The organism is Ramlibacter sp. MMS24-I3-19, assembly GCF_050320135.1.
Classification (GTDB): domain Bacteria; phylum Pseudomonadota; class Gammaproteobacteria; order Burkholderiales; family Burkholderiaceae_C; genus Ramlibacter.
On the sequence record NZ_CP190017.1, the window covers coordinates 2,948,320 to 2,965,254 of the forward strand.

Below are 16,935 nucleotides of genomic sequence, written 5' to 3' on the forward strand. Positions count from 1 at the left end.
CAGGAGTTTTTCCATGGCAACCAAGGCCACCTTCCACTGGGCCGACCCGCTGCTGCTGGACCAGCAGCTCACCGGCGATGAGCGCGCCGTCCGCGATGCGGCTGCCGCGTACTGCCAGGAGCGCCTGGCCACGCGTGTGCTGGAGGCGTTCCGCACCGAGACCACGGATCCGAAGATCTTCCGGGAGATGGGCGAGCTGGGCCTGCTCGGCCCGACCATCCCGGAGCAGTACGGCGGCGCAGGCCTCAACTACGTGAGCTACGGCCTGATCGCGCGCGAGGTGGAGCGCGTCGATTCGGGCTATCGCTCGATGATGTCGGTGCAGTCGTCGCTGGTCATGGTGCCGATCTTCGAATTCGGCAACGAGGCGACGAAACAGAAGTACCTGCCGAAGCTCGCGACGGGCGAGTTCATCGGCTGCTTCGGCCTGACCGAGCCGAACCACGGCTCCGACCCAGCCAGCATGGTGACGCGGGCACGCAAGGTGGATGGCGGCTACAAGCTGACGGGCAGCAAGATGTGGATCTCCAACTCGCCGTTCGCCGACGTGTTCGTCGTCTGGGCCAAGGACGACGAGGGCGCCATCCGCGGCTTCGTGCTGGAGAAGGGATGGAAGGGCCTGTCCGCGCCGAAGATCAAGGGCAAGGTCGGCCTCCGCGCCTCGGTCACGGGCGAGATCGTGATGGAGGACGTGTTCTGCCCCGAGGAGAACGCCTTCCCCGAGGTGCGCGGCCTCAAGGGCCCGTTCACCTGCCTCAACTCGGCGCGCTATGGCATCGCCTGGGGCGCGCTCGGTGCAGCCGAAGACTGCTGGTTCCGCGCCCGCCAGTACGTCCTCGATCGCAAGCAGTTCGGCAAGCCGCTCGCGGCCAACCAGTTGATCCAGAAGAAGCTGGCCGACATGCAGACCGAGATCACGCTGGGCCTGCAGGGCTGCCTGCGCCTGGGGCGCATGAAGGACGAGGGCACGGCCTCCGTCGAGATCACCTCGATCATGAAGCGCAACTCGTGCGGCAAGGCGTTGGACATCGCCCGTACGGCGCGGGACATGATGGGCGGCAACGGCATCAGCGACGAATTCGGCGTGGCCCGGCACCTGGTGAACCTGGAGGTAGTGAACACCTACGAGGGCACGCACGACATCCATGCGCTGATCCTGGGGCGCGCGCAGACGGGCATCGCTGCTTTCTAGGCGGTGCGCGCGCCGTTGGCGCGCTGTTGGAAGCGGACTCCCAAACGCAGAGGACGCAGAAGAACGCAGAGGACGCAGAAGAAATCCATTGTTGATGTCTTCTTCTGCGTCTTCTGCGCTTGCTCTGCGTCCTCTGCGCTTGGGAGTCCTGTCTTCTAGCGAAATCCCGGTGTCTCCCGCCCGCGGCGCGGCCGCAGAATGGCCCGCATAAGCACACCAGGAGACATTCGAATGTTCACCCGCCGCTCGCTCGCGCTGGCCACCCTCGCGTTGGCTGCCGTCCCCGCGTTCGCCCAGCAGGCCGCCTGGCCCACCAAGCCGATCCGCATCGTCGTCACCTTCACGCCGGGCGGCGCACCCGACACGCTGGCGCGCATCCTGGCGGAGAAGTGGGCCTCGCTCGGGCAGCCGGTCACGGTCGACAACAAGCCGGGCGCTGGCGGCAACATCGGCGCCGACTTCGTCGCCAAGAGCGCGCCGGACGGGCACACACTGGTCGTCGGCACGGTGGGCACGCACGCGATCAACGCGTCGCTGTACACGAACATGCCGTACCACCCGCTGAAGGACTTCACGCCAGTGATCTTCCTGGCGTCGACGCCCAACCTGCTGGTGGTCAACAACCACGTGCCGGCGAAGACCACCAGCGAGCTGATCGCGCTGGCCAAGAAGGAGCCGCTGACCTTCGGCTCCAGCGGCAGCGGCACCTCGATCCACCTGTCCGGCGAGCTGTTCAACACCATGGCAGGCGTGAAGATGCAGCACATCCCCTACAAGGGCCGCGCCGCCGCCATCCCGGACCTTCTGGGCGGCCGCATCACGATGATCTTCGACAACATGCCGTCGGCATTGCCGCTGGTGAAGTCGGGCGAGCTGCGTGCCATCGCCGTCACCAGCGCGCAGCGCTCGCCTGCGGCGCCGAACATCCCGACGCTGGCGGAGTCCGGCCTGCCGGGGTTCGACGCCAGTTCCTGGTTCGCGCTGTTCGCGCCCGCGGGCCTGCCCCGTGACATCCAGCTGAAGATCAACGCCGAGACCGCGCGCGTGCTGGCGATGCCCGACGTCAAGGAGAAGCTCGCGACGCTGGGCCTCGATGCCGCGCCGGGCACGCCCGAGCAGTTGGGCACCTTCGTGCAGTCCGAGATGACGAAATGGGCGAAGGTGGTGAAGGAGTCCGGCGCCAAGGCCGACTGAGCGCGCCGCGCCCGCACTTCACATGCCGGAGGCGTAGGGCGCGAAGCCGCGTTGGTTCTCGTCGATCTGCAGCGTGCGTCCCAGCGGCGGGAACGCGCGCTGCGCGCAATCGGCCCGGTCGCACACCTTGCAGCCGGCGCCGATCAGCGTGGCGGCGTCGGGGTCGACCAGGTTCACGCCCTTGGCGTACACCAGCCGGTCCGCGTAGCGCGCGTCGCAGCCCAGGGCGACCGCGAACATGCGCTTGGGCGCGCCGTATCCGCCCCGCCGGTGTTCCACCGTGCGCGCGATCCACAGGTAGGTGCGGCCGTCCGGCATGCGCGAGAGCTGCGTGAGGATGTTGCCGGGCTGCGAGAACGCCTCGTAGACGTTCCACAGCGGGCAGGTGCCGCCGTGGCGCGAGAAGTGGAAGTCGGCGGTGGATTGACGCTTCGACACGTTGCCCGCTCGATCGACGCGCACGAAGAAGAACGGGATCCCGCGACCCGGCGCGTGGTGCATCGTCGAGAGTCGGTGGCCGATGGTCTCGAAGCCGACGCCGAAGCGGTCGCTCAGCAGTTCGAGGTCGTAGCGCAGCGCCTCGGCCGCGGCCTGGAAGCGGCCGTTCGGCAGCACCAGGGCCCCCGCGAAATGATTGGCGAAGCCCAACCGCGCCAGGCTTCGCGCCTGCGACGTCTTGAACGCATCGGCGGTGGTGAAGGAGTCGATCAGCGGACCGGTCTCCAGGAACGCCAGCTGCACGCCGAGCTGGAAGGCCTGCTGTCCGGGATCCATGTCGGTGGCCAGCGAGATCGTGCGCGTGGCGGCATCGTAGCTGCGCAGCGCCTGGTCCGAAGTGCGGTTTGCGGCAGTCTCGCGCACGTCGACGCCGTGCTGCTTGCGCAGGCGCTCCCGCAGGCACGCCAGCAGGTCCGCCGCGCCGACCGCTGTTTCGCCGACCTGTTGCGTCACCTCTTCGTACAGCTGCTCCGCGCGCTGGTCGAGCACGGCCATGTGGTGGTGGCGCGCGTAGAAGAACTCCCGCACCTCCTCGTAGGGCTGCAGCGGCGGTGCGACCTCGCCGGTCGTGCGGTCGGCATCGCTGCCGGCGACGATCGAGGACAGTCGTTCCTCCGCGGCACGGGATCGCTTGTGCAGGTCGAGCAGCACGGTCGCGACCGATGGCAACTGCGAGGCGACGACCTTGGCTTCGGCGAGCGGCACCGGATGCGCATGCGGATGATCCGAGAAGACCGTGCGCAACTCGCTCAGCCGGCGTGCGCCCGCATCGTCCGAGAACAGCTGCAGGTCGATGCCGTGGGCCGCCTGCAAGCGAAGCAGCACGGGCACCGTCAGCGGACGCTGGTCGTTCTCGATCTGGTTGAGGTAGCTGGGCGAGATCTTCAGCGACGCGGCCAGCGCGGCCTGCGTCAGGCCCTGCTGCTCCCGCAGCGTCTTGAGGCGCACGCCCATGAAGGCTTTGGTCATCTTTGCAAGCTTCGCAAATTCACAAGGCGATTCGAGGCCTTCCGTCGAGATTATCCGTTGTTCAGTGCGCCTGTTTTTGCGAAGATTGCAAGGTTATGACCGAGCCGAAGCAAGACAAGGGCGCCGCCGCCGACCTGGACCTCTGGAAGAAGGCGGCTGCCAAGTCCGCGCCGGGCGGCGACGTCGGCGCGCTGACGTGGACCACGCCCGATGGCATCGCGGTGAAGCCGCTCTACACCGCCGCTGACCTGCAGGGCCTGGCCCACACCGACACGCTGCCCGGCTTCGAGCCGTACGTGCGCGGCCCGCAGGCCACGATGTACACGGTGCGGCCATGGACCATTCGTCAGTACGCCGGCTTCTCCACCGCCGAGGAATCCAACGCGTTCTACCGGCGTTCGCTGGCCGCGGGCGGGCAGGGCGTGTCGGTGGCGTTCGACCTGGCCACGCACCGCGGCTACGACAGCGACCATCCGCGCGTGACCGGCGACGTCGGCAAGGCCGGCGTGGCGATCGACTCGGTCGAGGACATGAAGATCCTGTTCGACGGGATCCCGCTCGACAAGGTGAGCGTGTCCATGACCATGAACGGCGCCGTGCTGCCGGTGCTGGCGGGCTACGTGGTGGCGGCCGAGGAGCAGGGCGTCGCGCAGGACAAGCTGTCGGGGACCATCCAGAACGACATCCTCAAGGAGTTCATGGTCCGCAACACCTACATCTACCCGCCCCAGCCGAGCATGCGGATCATCGGCGACATCATCGAGTACACGGCGAAGAACATGCCGAAGTTCAACTCGATCTCGATCTCCGGCTACCACATGCAGGAGGCGGGCGCCAACCAGGCGCTGGAGCTGGCCTTCACGCTGGCCGACGGCAAGGAGTACGTGAAGACCGCGATGGCCAAGGGCCTGGGCGTGGACGACTTCGCGGGGCGACTGTCGTTCTTCTGGGCGATCGGGATGAACTTCTATCTCGAGATCGCCAAGATGCGCGCGGCGCGGCTGCTGTGGTGCAGGATCATGAAGGACTTCGGCGCGACGAGCCCCAAGAGCCTGATGCTTCGCACGCATTGCCAGACCTCGGGGTGGTCGCTCACCGAGCAGGATCCGTACAACAACGTGGTGCGCACCACGATCGAGGCGATGGCGGCGGTGTTCGGCGGCACGCAGTCGCTGCACACCAACAGCTTCGACGAGGCGATCGCGCTGCCCAGCGAGACGTCCTCGCGCATCGCGCGCAACACGCAGCTGATCCTGCAGGAAGAGACGCACATCACCAGCGTGGTCGATCCCTGGGCCGGCAGCTACATGATGGAGAAGCTCACCCAGGACATGGCCGACGCCGCCTGGGCCATCATCGAAGAGGTCGATCGCATGGGTGGCATGACACGCGCGGTCGACTCGGGCTGGGCCAAGCTGAAGATCGAGGCCGCGGCCGCCGAGAAGCAGGCCCGCATCGATTCGGGCAAGGACGTGATCGTCGGCGTCAACAAGTACCGGCTGGCCAAGGAGGATCCGGTGGAGATCCTCGAGGTGGACAACCACAAGGTGCGCGAGCAGCAGGTGGCGCGACTGCAGAAGATCCGCGCCACGCGGGATGCCGCGAAGGTGAAGGCGGCGCTGGATGCGCTGACCGCCGCGGCCGAGAAGAACGAGGGCAACCTGCTCGACCTGAGCATCCGCGCCATCCGCCTGCGGGCGACGGTGGGCGAGGTGTCCGATGCGCTGGAGAAGGTGTTCGGGCGCCACCGCGCCGATACGCAGAAGGTGACCGGTGTGTACGCAGCTGCCTACGATTCGGCCGAAGGCTGGGACAAGTTGAAGGGCGAGATCGCCGCGTTCGCGGAGGCGCAGGGCCGCCGCCCGCGCGTGATGATCGCCAAGCTGGGCCAGGACGGCCACGACCGCGGCGCCAAGGTGGTGGCCACGGCGTATGCGGACCTGGGCTTCGATGTCGACATGGGCCCACTGTTCCAGACGCCGGAGGAATGCGCGCGGCAGGCGATCGAGAACGACGTGCATGCCGTGGGCGTGTCCACGCTGGCCGCAGGCCACAAGACGCTGGTGCCCGCCATCATCCAGGAGTTGCGCAAGCAGGGCGCCGACGACATCATCGTGTTCGTCGGCGGCGTGATCCCGCAGCAGGACTACAGCTTCCTGTACGACGCTGGCGTGAAGGGCATCTACGGCCCCGGCACGCCGATCCCGGCCAGCGCGAAGGACGTGCTGGAGCAGATCCGCAAGGCGCAGGGCTGATGGCCGGCGCGCTGGCCGAGCAGGTGTTGCACGGGGCCGCCGTGCAACAGCGTCGTGCCATCGCGAAGTCGATCACGCTGCTCGAATCCACCCGCGCCGACCACCGCGCGCAGGGCGACCAGTTGCTCACCGAGCTGCTGCCGCACACGGGCAATTCTTTCCGCCTGGGCATCTCCGGCGTGCCGGGCGTGGGCAAGAGCACCTTCATCGAGGCGCTGGGCCTGTTCCTGATCGCGCAAGGGCACCGCGTGGCCGTGCTCACGATCGATCCCTCCAGCAGCGTCTCCGGCGGCTCCATCCTCGGCGACAAGACGCGCATGGAGCAGCTGTCCGTGCACGAGAAGGCCTACATCCGCCCCAGCCCTTCCGGCGGCACGCTCGGTGGCGTGGCCGAGAAGACGCGCGAGGCGATGCTGGTGTGCGAGGCCGCCGGCTACGACATCGTGATCGTCGAGACGGTCGGCGTCGGCCAGAGCGAGATCGCGGTGGCCGGCATGACCGACATGTTCGTGCTGATACAGTTGCCGAACGCCGGCGACGACCTGCAGGCGATCAAGAAGGGCGTGATGGAGCTGGCCGACCTCGTGGCCATCAACAAATCCGACCTCGACCCCGATGCAGCGACGCGGGCCCAGGCCCAGATCACCAGCGCGTTGCGGCTCTTCACGCAGCACGGACGCGACCGCGGCCCATGGCAGCCGCAGGTGGTGCAACTGAGCGCGCTGAAGAACGAAGGCGTCGACCGCTTCTGGTCGGCAGTGACGCGCTTCCGCGAGCTGCAGGCGCAGGGTGGCCGGCTGCAGGAACGCCGGCGGCACCAGTCGCTGGGCTGGATGTGGGAACGCATCGAGTCCGGCCTGAAGCACGCATTCCGCAACGACCCGCACGTCAAGGCGCAACTGCCGCAGGCGCTGGCCGATGTCGAGCAGGGCCGGCTGCCTGCATCGACCGCCGCGCGCCAGCTGCTGGCTGCCTTCCAGCCGCGGCCCTGAGACAAGAACACGGAGAGAAGACACATGCAAGACATCCTCGAGCAGCTCGAACGCAAGCGGGCCGCTGCGCGCCTGGGCGGCGGCCAGAAGCGCATCGACGCGCAGCACAGGAAGGGCAAGCTCACGGCGCGCGAGCGCCTCGAACTGCTGCTGGACGAAGGCACGTTCGAGGAATGGGACATGTTCGTGGAGCACCGCTCGCACGACTTCGGCATGGCCGAGAACAAGATCCCGGGCGATGGCGTGGTCACCGGCTACGGAATGATCAACGGCCGCCTGGTGTTCGTCTTCAGCCAGGATTTCACGGTCTTCGGCGGCGCGCTGTCCGAGGCGCATGCCGAGAAGATCTGCAAGGTGATGGACCAGGCGATGAAGGTCGGCGCGCCGGTGATCGGCCTCAATGACTCCGGCGGCGCGCGCATCCAGGAGGGCGTGGCGTCGCTGGGCGGCTATGCCGACGTGTTCCAGAAGAACGTGCTGGCCTCCGGCGTGGTTCCCCAGATCAGCATGGTCATGGGTCCCTGCGCGGGCGGCGCCGTGTACTCACCTGCCATGACCGACTTCATCTTCATGGTGAAGGACTCCAGCTACATGTTCGTCACCGGCCCCGACGTGGTGAAGACGGTGACGCACGAGGAGGTGACGGCCGAGGAGCTGGGCGGAGCTGCCACGCACACCACGCGCAGCGGCGTCGCGGACCTGGCGTTCGAGAACGACGTCGAGGCGCTGCTCATGCTGCGCCGGCTGTACAACTACCTGCCGCTGAACAACCGCGAGAAGCCGCCGACCCGGCCCAGCAATGATCCGGTGGATCGCATGGACCACTCGCTGGACACGCTGGTGCCGGAGAACCCGAACAAGCCGTACGACATGAAGGAGCTGATCGTCAAGACGGTCGACGACGGCGACTTCTTCGAGCTGCAGCCCGAGTACGCCAAGAACATCGTCATCGGCTTCGCCCGCTTCGAGGGGCAGACGGTGGGCATCGTGGCGAACCAGCCGCTGGTGCTGGCCGGCTGCCTGGACATCAAGAGCTCGATCAAGGCGGCGCGCTTCGTGCGCTTCTGCGACGCGTTCAACATCCCGGTGATCACGTTCGTCGATGTGCCGGGCTTCATGCCCGGCACCAGCCAGGAGTACGGCGGCATCATCAAGCACGGCGCCAAGCTGCTGTACGCCTATGCCGAATGCACCGTGCCCAAGATCACGGTGATCACGCGCAAGGCCTATGGCGGGGCCTACGACGTGATGAGCTCCAAGCACCTGCGCGGCGACGTCAACTTCGCCTGGCCCAATGCCGAGATCGCGGTGATGGGCGCCAAGGGCGCAGTGGAGATCATCTTCCGCGAGGACAAGAACGATCCCGCCAAGCTGGCGGCGCGCGAGGCCGAGTACAAGGCGCGCTTTGCCAACCCCTTCATCGCCGGTGCGCGCGGCTTCATCGACGACGTGATCCTTCCGCACGAGACCCGCAAGCGCATCTGCCGCTCGCTGGTGATGCTGCGCGACAAGAAGCTCGAGAACCCGTGGCGCAAGCACGGGAACATTCCCCTGTGAAGGAGGCGACCATGTCCTTGATCCTCCACTACCACCCGTACTCGCGCGCCGCCGGCACGATCTGGGCGCTGGAAGAGGCCGGCGTGCCCTACGAGCTGAAGGTCGTCGACATCATGAAGGGCGAGCAGAAGCGGCCCGAGCTTGTCGCGCTCAACCCGATGGGCAAGCTGCCGACGCTCGTCGATGGTGACCTCGTCGTCACCGAGGCGGCGGCCATCGCCCTGTACCTGGCGGACCGCTATGCGCCCGGGCGGCTTGCGCCGGCGCTGGACGATCCCCGGCGCGGGACGTACCTGCGCTGGGCCTTCTTCGCGCCCAGCGTGATCGAGCCCGCCGTGATGGCCCGCAGTTCCGGCTGGACCGTCAAGGAAGTGTCCGCCGGATGGGGCAGCCATGACGCGATGATCGCCGCCACCGAGAGCGCGCTGCGAGGCAAGCCTTTCCTGCTGGGCGAGCAGTTCTCCATGGCGGACGTGGTGTTCGGTGGCCTGCTGCGCTTCCTGATCGGCTTCAGGCAGATCGATGCGCGGCCCGCGTTCACCGACTACGTCGCGCGACTCGATGCGCGCCCCGCCTTCCAGCGTGCCGAGGCGCGCAACCTGGCCATGTGCCAGCAACTCGGCCTGAAATGAGCACCATGTTCACCAAGATCCTGATCGCCAACCGTGGCGAGATCGCCTGCCGCGTCATCAAGACCGCGAAGAAGATGGGCATCAAGACGGTCGCCGTCTTCTCCGATGCGGATCGCGACGCGCGCCACGTGCAGCTGGCCGACGAGGCAGTGCACATCGGCCCGGCGCCTTCGCGCGACAGCTACCTCCGCATGGATCGCATCATTGCCGCCTGCAAGCAGACGGGCGCGCAGGCCGTGCACCCGGGCTACGGCTTCCTGTCGGAGAACGAGGAGTTCGCGAAGAAGGTCGAGGAGGAGGGCATCACCTTCATCGGGCCCAAGCACGCCTCGATCGCGGCGATGGGCGACAAGATCGCTTCCAAGAAGCTGGCCACCCAGGCGAAGGTGAACACGATTCCCGGCTGGAACGAGGCCATCGAATCGGCCGAGCGTGCGGTGTCGATCGCCAAGGACATCGGCTACCCGGTGATGATCAAGGCATCGGCCGGCGGCGGCGGCAAGGGCCTGCGCGTCGCCTACAGCGACAAGGAAGCCTTCGAGGGCTTCACCTCGTGCCGCAACGAGGCCCGCAACAGTTTCGGCGACGACCGCGTGTTCATCGAGAAGTTCGTCGAGGAACCGCGGCACATCGAGATCCAGGTGCTGGGCGACGTGCACGGCAATGTGGTCTACCTCAACGAGCGCGAGTGTTCCATCCAGCGCCGCCACCAGAAGGTGATCGAGGAGGCGCCGTCGCCCTTCATCAGCGACGCCACTCGCAAGGCGATGGGCGAGCAGGCCGTGGCGCTGGCGAAGGCCGTGGATTACCAGTCGGCCGGCACGGTGGAATTCGTGGTCGGCAAGGACCAGTCGTTCTACTTCCTCGAGATGAACACGCGGCTGCAGGTGGAGCATCCGGTCACCGAATGCATCACCGGCCTGGACCTCGTGGAGCTGATGATCCGCGTCGCGGCGGGCGAGAAGCTGCCGCTCACGCAGGGCGACGTGAAGCGCGACGGCTGGGCGATCGAGTGCCGCATCAACGCCGAAGACCCGTTCCGCAATTTCCTCCCGTCGACCGGGCGCCTGGTGCGTTTCCAGGCGCCGAAGGAATCGATGTGGGCGTCCGACACCCAGCACCTGCAGGGGGTGCGCGTGGACACCGGCGTCACCGAAGGCGGCGAGATCCCGATGTACTACGACTCCATGATCGCCAAGCTGATCGTGCACGGCACGGATCGGCGCGACGCCATTGCGAAGATGCGCGCGGCGCTCGACGGCTTCGTGATCCGCGGCATCTCCAGCAACGTGCCGTTCCAGGTCGCGTTGCTGGCGCACCCGGACTTCATGGCGGGCGCCTTCAACACCGGCTTCATCGCCGAGCACTACGGCAAGGGCTTCCGCGCCGAGGACGTGGCGCACGAGGATCCGGATTTCCTCGTGGCACTCGCGGCCTACGTGAACCGGCGCGCGCTGCAGCGCTCGGCGGGCATCAGTGGCCAGCTGCGCGGCCACGAGTTCCGCGTCGGCGAGGACTACGTGGTGGTGGTGCAGGGGGAGGGCGGCAAGTCGCGCCAGCAGCCGGCCAAGGTTTCCGACTTCCAGGCCGTCTCGGGCTCGTCGGTCGTCGAGACCGACGGCAAGCGCTACGAGATCTGCTCGACCTGGCACCTGGGCGCCTCCCGCATCCGCGGCACCGTCGGCGGCAAGCCTTTCACCGCGCAGGTCGAGCGCGGCGTCGGCAACAACCCGCTCGCGATCGCCATCAGCCAGGGCGGAACGCGCCTCGTGGCGATGGTGTTCACGCCGCGGACCGCCGGGCTGCATGCGTTGATGCCGTACAAGGCGCCGCCGGACATGAGCCGCTACGTGCTGTCGCCAATGCCGGGCCTGCTGGTCGACGTGGCCGTGCAGCCGGGGCAGAAGGTGCAGGCCGGCGAGCGCGTCGCGGTGATCGAGGCGATGAAAATGGAGAACGTGCTGTTCGCCGCGGCGGACGGCGTCGTGGCCAAGGTGCTGGCCGGCAAGGGCGAATCGCTGACAGTCGACCAGCCGATCGTGGAGTTCGAGCGATGAGCGAGCGTCCCTTCCGAGTCCTGGGTGTGCAGCAGATCGCCATCGGCGGCCTGGACAAGCGCCGCCTGCATCCGCTGTGGGTCGAGATGTTCGGCCTGGAAGTGGCCGGCACCTACAAGAGCGATCGCGAGAACGTCGACGAGGACATCTGCGCGCTGGGCACCGGCCCGTTCAAGGTCGAAGTCGACCTGATGCAACCGCTGGACGCGGAAAAGAAGCCCGCGGTGCACGCCACGCCGCTGAACCACGTGGGCCTGTGGGTCGACGACCTGCGCCAGGCCGTCGAGTGGCTGCAGGCGCGCGGCGTCCGCTTCGCGCCGGGCGGCATCCGTCGCGGTGCCTCGGGGTTCGACATCTGCTTCATTCACCCCAAGGGCAGCGAGGAAGCGCCGGTCAGCGGCGAAGGCGTGCTGATCGAGCTGGTGCAGGCGCCGCCGGAAGTGGTGCGCGCCTTCACCGCACTGGCCCAGTCGTCGCCGACGGCGTAGCCATCCGGGCCGCGTCCACGGCCTCGATAAGATCGCGCCATGGACCTCACACGCTTTCCCCGCCGCCGCTACACCCCGTTCACCACGCCGCTGGAATTCCTGCCGCGCTTCAGCGAGGCGCTCGCCGCCACCTGCCCCGGTGGGCAGGGCCCGCGCATCTGGATCAAGCGCGACGACATGCTCGGCCTGTTCCCCGGTGGCAACAAGACGCGCAAGCTCGAATTCCTCGTCGCCGATGCCATCGCCAAGGGCGCCGACACGCTGGTCACCTGCGGCGCGCCGCAGTCCAACCACTGCCGCATCACCTTGTCGGCCGCGGTGAAGGAGGGCCTGAAGTGCCGCTTCGTGATCGAGGAGCGCGTGCCTGACAGCTACGACGAAGGCGCCAGCGGCAACAACTTCATGTTCCGCCTGATGGGGGTCGAGGCGATCACCGTCGTGCCGGGCGGCAGCAACATGGGCGCCGAGATGCAGAAGGTCGTCGACGCGCTCGCGAAGGAAGGACGCAGGGGCTACATCATCCCCGGCGGCGGCTCCAACGCGCTCGGCGGCCTCGGCTACGTGGCCTGCGCGCAGGAGCTGCAGCAGCAGCTGTTCGAGCAGGGCGTGCTCATCGACCGGGTGGTCGTCGGCTCGGGCAGCTCGGGCACGCACGGTGGCCTGCTCGCCGGCTTCATCGGCAACAACATCCGCATCCCCATCACCGGCATCGGCGTCAGCCGCGATCCGGCCGACCAGGAACCTCTGGTGCACAAGGAAGCGCAGGCCGTGATGGACCTGCTGGGCACTGGCATCACGGTGCCGCGCGAGATGGTGCAGAGCGTGGGCGGCTACTGGCAGCCCAAGTACTCGGTGCCGAACCAGGCGATGGTCGAGGCCGTGCAGATGCTGGCGCGCACGGAAGGCATCCCGCTCGACCCGGTCTACACCGGCAAGATCATGGCGGGCCTGATCGGGCTGGCGCGCAAGGGCACGCTCAAGGCCGGCGAGAACGTGCTGTTCCTGCACACGGGCGGCTTGCCGTCGCTGCACGCGTACGAGCGCCAGGTGCTGGGCGAAGCGCCCGTCGCGGACTGACCGTCAGCGTGGCTGCTGGCGCTGCGCCCGTGCGCGCGCCAGCGCCGCTTCGATGATCGCCCGCTTGCGGTCGGCCTCGGCGCCTTCCGCGCCGTGCGTGTGGGCCGGCAGGTCTGCAAGTTTCTCCTCGGCCTTGCGTTCGAGCCGCTGCGCGTGCTCGTCCTCCTCGCGCCGCACGCGCACCTTGCGGCGTTCGTAGCGGGCGAGGGCCTGCTGCGCATCCGCTTCGCTCCACGCGTCCCAGCCGGTGCGCTCGCCGCTGGCATCGACCAGTGCGATGCAGTCGACGGGGCACACCGGCACGCACAGCTCGCACCCTGTGCAGTACGGCTCGATGACCGTGTGCATGTGCTTGTTCAGGCCGAGGATCGCATCGGTCGGGCAGGCCTTCACGCACAGGGTGCAGCCGATGCACCAGTCCTCGTCGATGACGGCCAGCGTGCGCGGGCCTTCCGTGCCGTTGGCGGAATTGAGCGGGAGCTCGGGCACGCCCAGCACCGAGGCTAGCCGGCGCACGCCTTCCGCGCCACCCGGCGGGCACTGGTTGTGCGCGGCCTCGCCCGCCGCCATGGCGGTGGCGTAGGCCTCGCAATCGGGATAGCCGCAGCGCGTGCACTGCGTCTGCGGCAGCGCGGCGTGCAGCCGCGCGGCCAGGGGACTCACGCGGCGTCGGCCACGGGCTTCTTGCGGCCGGCCGCCTTGGCTGGCGCGGTGCGCGTGCCCTTCAGGGTCGGCCCGTCGTTGAAGCGGGCGATGAAGTCGCGCAGCTCCGGATAGGCCGACTCGCGCCAGCGGCGGCCGCTGAAGATGCCGTAGTGGCCCGCCCCCTTGACCTCGAAGTGCTTCTGGCGCGTCTTGGGCACGCCGGTGCAGAGGTCATGCGCCGCCGCGGTCTGTCCCGAGCCGGAGATGTCGTCCAGCTCGCCCTCGATGGTGAGCAGGGCCGTCGTGCTGATGTCCTCGGGCTTCACGCGCTCGAGGTCGCCGTCCTCGCTGATCACGTCCCAGGTGCCGTTGACCAGGTCGTAGTCCTGGAACACGGTGCGGATGGTCTCGAGGTAGTAGTCCGCGTCCATGTCGAGCACGGCGTTGTACTCGTCGTAGAACTTGCGGTGCGCCTCGGCGCTGGCGTCATCGCCGGCGATCAGGTGCTTGAAGTAGTCGTAGTGGCTCGAGAGGTGCCGGTCCGGGTTCATCGCCACGAAGCCGCTGTGCTGCAGGAAGCCCGGGTACACGCGCCGGCCGGCGCCCGGGAAGCTGGTGGGCACGCGGTAGATGACGTTGTTCTCGAACCATTCGTAGCTCTTGTTCAACGCCAGGTTGTTCACCGCGGTGGGCGACTTGCGCGCGTCGATCGGGCCGCCCATCATGGTCATCGTCAGCGGCGTCATCTCGCCGCGCGAGGCCATCAGCGACACGGCGGCCAGCACGGGCACCGTCGGCTGGCACACGCTGATGACGTGGCAGTTGCCGTAGTGGTCCTGCAGGTTGCGGATGAAGTCTTCGACGTAGTGCACGTAGTCGTCGAGGTGGAACTCGCCTTCCTCGAGCGGCACCATCCGCGCGTTCTTCCAGTCGGTGATGTAGACCTTGTGGTCGGCCAGCAGGCTGCGCACCGTGTCGCGCAGCAGCGTGGCGTAGTGGCCCGAGAGCGGCGCGACGACCAGCACGGCGGGCTGGGCCTTCATCCGGGCCAGCATCTCCGGATCGTCGGTGAAGCGCTTGAAGCGGCGCAGTTCGCAGAACGGCTTGTCGACCGCCACCGTCTCCTGCACGACGACTTCCTTGCCGTCGATCTGCACGCTCTGGATGCCGAATTCCGGCTTCTCGTAATCCTTGCCCAGGCGGTACATCAGTTCGTACGCCGCGGAGACGCGCTGCGCGAACGGGTTCTGTCCGAACGGCGTCAGCGGGTTGCTGTACAGCTTGGCGGCGGCCTGGGCGAAATCGGCGAACGGCTCCATGAGGGAGCGTTGCGCCTCGTAGATCTGGTAAAGCATTCCTGGCCCCTGGTTGTGCAGCGCAATATAGCAGTCGGGTTGGGTCCGCGACACACGGGATGTCGATGAGGCGACTCGGCCGTGACAGACGCCAGATTGCCATGGGAGAAGGGGCCGAGCAACGCCTCATTTCGCCGCTTCATGGCGTGGGACAACGACAACGAACGCGTGACGCGCTGCCGAGTCATCGCGGTGCTAGCCTCGGGCGACGGCGCAGCTTGCGCGCCGTCCAACCCACCCCAAAGGATTCCCGTTTGCCCCATTCCGTGAGCCTCATCACGACGCTGGCCGCCGGCTTCGGCCTGGTCCTGGTCCTTGGCTTCGTCGCCGCACGGCTGAAACTGCCCGCGCTGGTGGGCTATCTCGTCGCGGGCATCGCCATCGGGCCGGCCACGCCGGGCTTCGTGGCGGACGGCGCGATCGCCGCCCAGCTGGCGGAGGTCGGCGTGATGCTGCTGATGTTCGGCGTCGGCCTGCATTTCTCCATCGACGACCTGCTGGCCGTGCGCAAGGTCGCCGTGCCGGGCGCCGTCGTGCAGATGCTGGTGGCCACGGCCCTGGGCGCTGGCGTCGCGTCGCTCTGGGGCTGGTCGCTGGGCGCGAGCCTGGTGTTCGGCATCTCGCTGTCGGTCGCGAGCACGGTGGTGCTGCTCAAGGCGCTGGAGGCGCGCGGCGCCGTCGAGTCGGCCGACGGGCGCATCGCCGTCGGCTGGCTGGTGGTGGAGGACCTGGCCATGGTGCTGGTGCTGGTGCTTCTGCCCGCGCTGGCGCCGGTGCTGGGTGGCCAAGTGGCGGAGGGCAGTCATGGGCCCGCCAGCGATCGCAGCCTTGCCCTGTCGCTGCTGATCACGCTGGCGCAGGTCGGCGGCTTCGTGGCGTTCATGCTGATCGTGGGCCGGCGGCTGTTTCCCTGGGTGCTGTGGCAGGTGACGAAGACGGGCTCGCGTGAACTGTTCACGCTGAGTGTGGTCGCCGCCGCCGTGAGCATCGCTTACGGTTCGGCCGAGCTGTTCGGCGTGTCGTTCGCCTTGGGCGCTTTTTTCGCCGGCATGGTGTTGCGCGAATCCGAGTTCAGCCATCGTGCGGCCGAGCAGACGCTGCCGCTGCAGGATGCGTTCGCGGTGCTGTTCTTTGTTTCGGTGGGCATGCTCTTCGAACCCGCCGTGCTGGTCGAGCAGCCACTGAAGGTGCTCACGACGGTCGCGGTGATCATGCTGGGCAAGTCGCTCGCCGCGGCTGTGCTGGTGCTGCTGCTGCGGTATCCCGTGCGGACAGCCCTCGTGGCGGCGGCGAGCCTGGCCCAGGTGGGCGAGTTCTCCTTCATCCTCGCGGGCCTGGGCATGGCGCTGGGCCTGCTGCCGAAGGAGGGGCACAGCCTGATCCTCGCGGGGGCGCTGATCTCCATCGCGCTGAACCCGCTGCTGTTCGGCCTCGTCGGTCCGCTGCAGCGCTGGTTGCACGCGCGTCCCGGGCTGGCCGCGCGCATCGCGCCGGCCTCGAATCCGCTGGCGGAACTGCCGATGGCCACGGACCGCAAGTACCTGTCGAACCAGGTGGTGCTGGTGGGCTGGGGAAGGGTCGGGAAGCACATCGCCGAGGTGCTGCAATCGAACGGCGTGCCCTTCGTGGTGGCCGAGAGCAATCGCGACTTCGTGCAGACCCTGCGAGACCGTGGATTGCCTGCGGTCTGGGGCGACGCCACCGAGGCCGAGGTGCTGGTCCAGGCCCACATCCGCGAGGCGCGGGCCCTGGTGATCGCCACGCCCGAGACCGTGCACGTGCGGCGCATGGTGGAAATCGCCCGCACGCTCAATCCCGATGTGCATGTCGTCGTGCGAAGCCACAACGCCGAGGAGGCCGAGCTGCTGCGCAAGGAAGGCAGCGGCACGGTGTTCGTCGGCGAGCGCGAGCTCGCGCGGTCGATGGCGGACTTCGTGCTGGGACGGGTGGCGGCAGCCAGCGCCGCTGCGCAGTAGGCGCAGGTCACCCGCCATGCAAAAGGCCGCCCGAGGGCGGCCTTTCAT

Annotated in this window: 13 protein-coding genes; 10 read left to right on the forward strand and 3 right to left on the reverse strand. The window is 67.9% G+C overall.

The features are described 5' to 3' along the window. Positions 1–13 precede the first annotated feature (13 nt). Together ACPWT1_RS14735 and ACPWT1_RS14740 are read left to right on the forward strand one after the other, a co-directional pair. Positions 14–1,192 (forward strand): acyl-CoA dehydrogenase, encoded by a 1,179-nt coding sequence (locus ACPWT1_RS14735; RefSeq protein WP_427911904.1) that lies wholly within the window; start codon positions 14–16, stop codon positions 1,190–1,192. Positions 1,193–1,423: 231 nt separating this feature from the next. Next, on the forward strand, positions 1,424–2,386 hold the full coding sequence (locus ACPWT1_RS14740) for a tripartite tricarboxylate transporter substrate binding protein (RefSeq protein ID WP_427911905.1): 963 nt from the start codon (positions 1,424–1,426) through the stop codon (positions 2,384–2,386). An 18-nt stretch (positions 2,387–2,404) separates the two neighbouring features. On the opposite strand, the gene ACPWT1_RS14745 is transcribed toward ACPWT1_RS14740, so the two are convergent. After that, complete coding sequence (locus ACPWT1_RS14745) at positions 2,405–3,853, reverse strand: short-chain fatty acyl-CoA regulator family protein (RefSeq protein ID WP_427911906.1); 1,449 nt, start codon at positions 3,851–3,853, stop codon at positions 2,405–2,407. A gap of 95 nt (positions 3,854–3,948) precedes the next feature. Between ACPWT1_RS14745 and scpA the strand changes: the two genes are divergently transcribed. Genes scpA through ACPWT1_RS14780 form a run of 7 tightly spaced genes read left to right on the forward strand, consistent with a single transcriptional unit; the run spans position 3,949 to position 12,911 of the window. Then, positions 3,949–6,108 carry a methylmalonyl-CoA mutase gene (scpA, locus tag ACPWT1_RS14750; protein WP_427911907.1) on the forward strand — a complete coding sequence of 720 codons (2,160 nt, stop codon included), beginning with the start codon at positions 3,949–3,951 and terminating at the stop codon, positions 6,106–6,108. Next, positions 6,108–7,100, forward strand: coding sequence for a methylmalonyl Co-A mutase-associated GTPase MeaB (gene meaB, locus ACPWT1_RS14755; RefSeq protein ID WP_427911908.1), 993 nt, complete (start codon positions 6,108–6,110; stop codon positions 7,098–7,100). The genes scpA and meaB overlap by 1 nt, the downstream gene beginning before the upstream one ends. A gap of 24 nt (positions 7,101–7,124) precedes the next feature. Beyond that, entirely contained in the window at positions 7,125–8,657 is a 1,533-nt protein-coding gene (locus tag ACPWT1_RS14760; RefSeq protein ID WP_427911909.1) for an acyl-CoA carboxylase subunit beta, read from the forward strand. An 11-nt stretch (positions 8,658–8,668) separates the two neighbouring features. Beyond that, positions 8,669–9,289, forward strand: a complete 621-nt coding sequence (locus ACPWT1_RS14765; protein WP_427911910.1) for a glutathione S-transferase family protein — start codon at positions 8,669–8,671, stop codon at positions 9,287–9,289. 5 nt (positions 9,290–9,294) lie between these two features. Then, entirely contained in the window at positions 9,295–11,346 is a 2,052-nt protein-coding gene (locus ACPWT1_RS14770; RefSeq protein WP_427911911.1) for an acetyl-CoA carboxylase biotin carboxylase subunit, read from the forward strand. Beyond that, complete coding sequence (locus tag ACPWT1_RS14775) at positions 11,343–11,834, forward strand: VOC family protein (protein WP_427911912.1); 492 nt, start codon at positions 11,343–11,345, stop codon at positions 11,832–11,834. The genes ACPWT1_RS14770 and ACPWT1_RS14775 overlap by 4 nt, the downstream gene beginning before the upstream one ends. A gap of 39 nt (positions 11,835–11,873) precedes the next feature. Continuing rightward, the gene (locus ACPWT1_RS14780; RefSeq protein WP_427911913.1) at positions 11,874–12,911 is read left to right on the forward strand and encodes a D-cysteine desulfhydrase; all 1,038 of its coding nucleotides are present in this window, start codon (positions 11,874–11,876) and stop codon (positions 12,909–12,911) included. A gap of 3 nt (positions 12,912–12,914) precedes the next feature. Here ACPWT1_RS14780 and rsxB read toward each other — a convergent pair whose 3' ends face one another. Both rsxB and ACPWT1_RS14790 read right to left on the reverse strand, forming a co-directional pair. Further along, positions 12,915–13,574: an electron transport complex subunit RsxB gene (gene rsxB, locus ACPWT1_RS14785; RefSeq protein ID WP_427911914.1), complete on the reverse strand. Its 660-nt coding sequence runs from the start codon at positions 13,572–13,574 to the stop codon at positions 12,915–12,917. Then, positions 13,571–14,911, reverse strand: a complete 1,341-nt coding sequence (locus tag ACPWT1_RS14790; RefSeq protein ID WP_427911915.1) for a polyhydroxyalkanoate depolymerase — start codon at positions 14,909–14,911, stop codon at positions 13,571–13,573. The genes rsxB and ACPWT1_RS14790 overlap by 4 nt, the downstream gene beginning before the upstream one ends. A gap of 254 nt (positions 14,912–15,165) precedes the next feature. Here ACPWT1_RS14790 and ybaL point away from each other — a divergent pair, with 254 nt between their 5' ends. Then, complete coding sequence (ybaL, locus tag ACPWT1_RS14795) at positions 15,166–16,887, forward strand: YbaL family putative K(+) efflux transporter (protein ID WP_427911916.1); 1,722 nt, start codon at positions 15,166–15,168, stop codon at positions 16,885–16,887. Positions 16,888–16,935 lie beyond the last annotated feature (48 nt).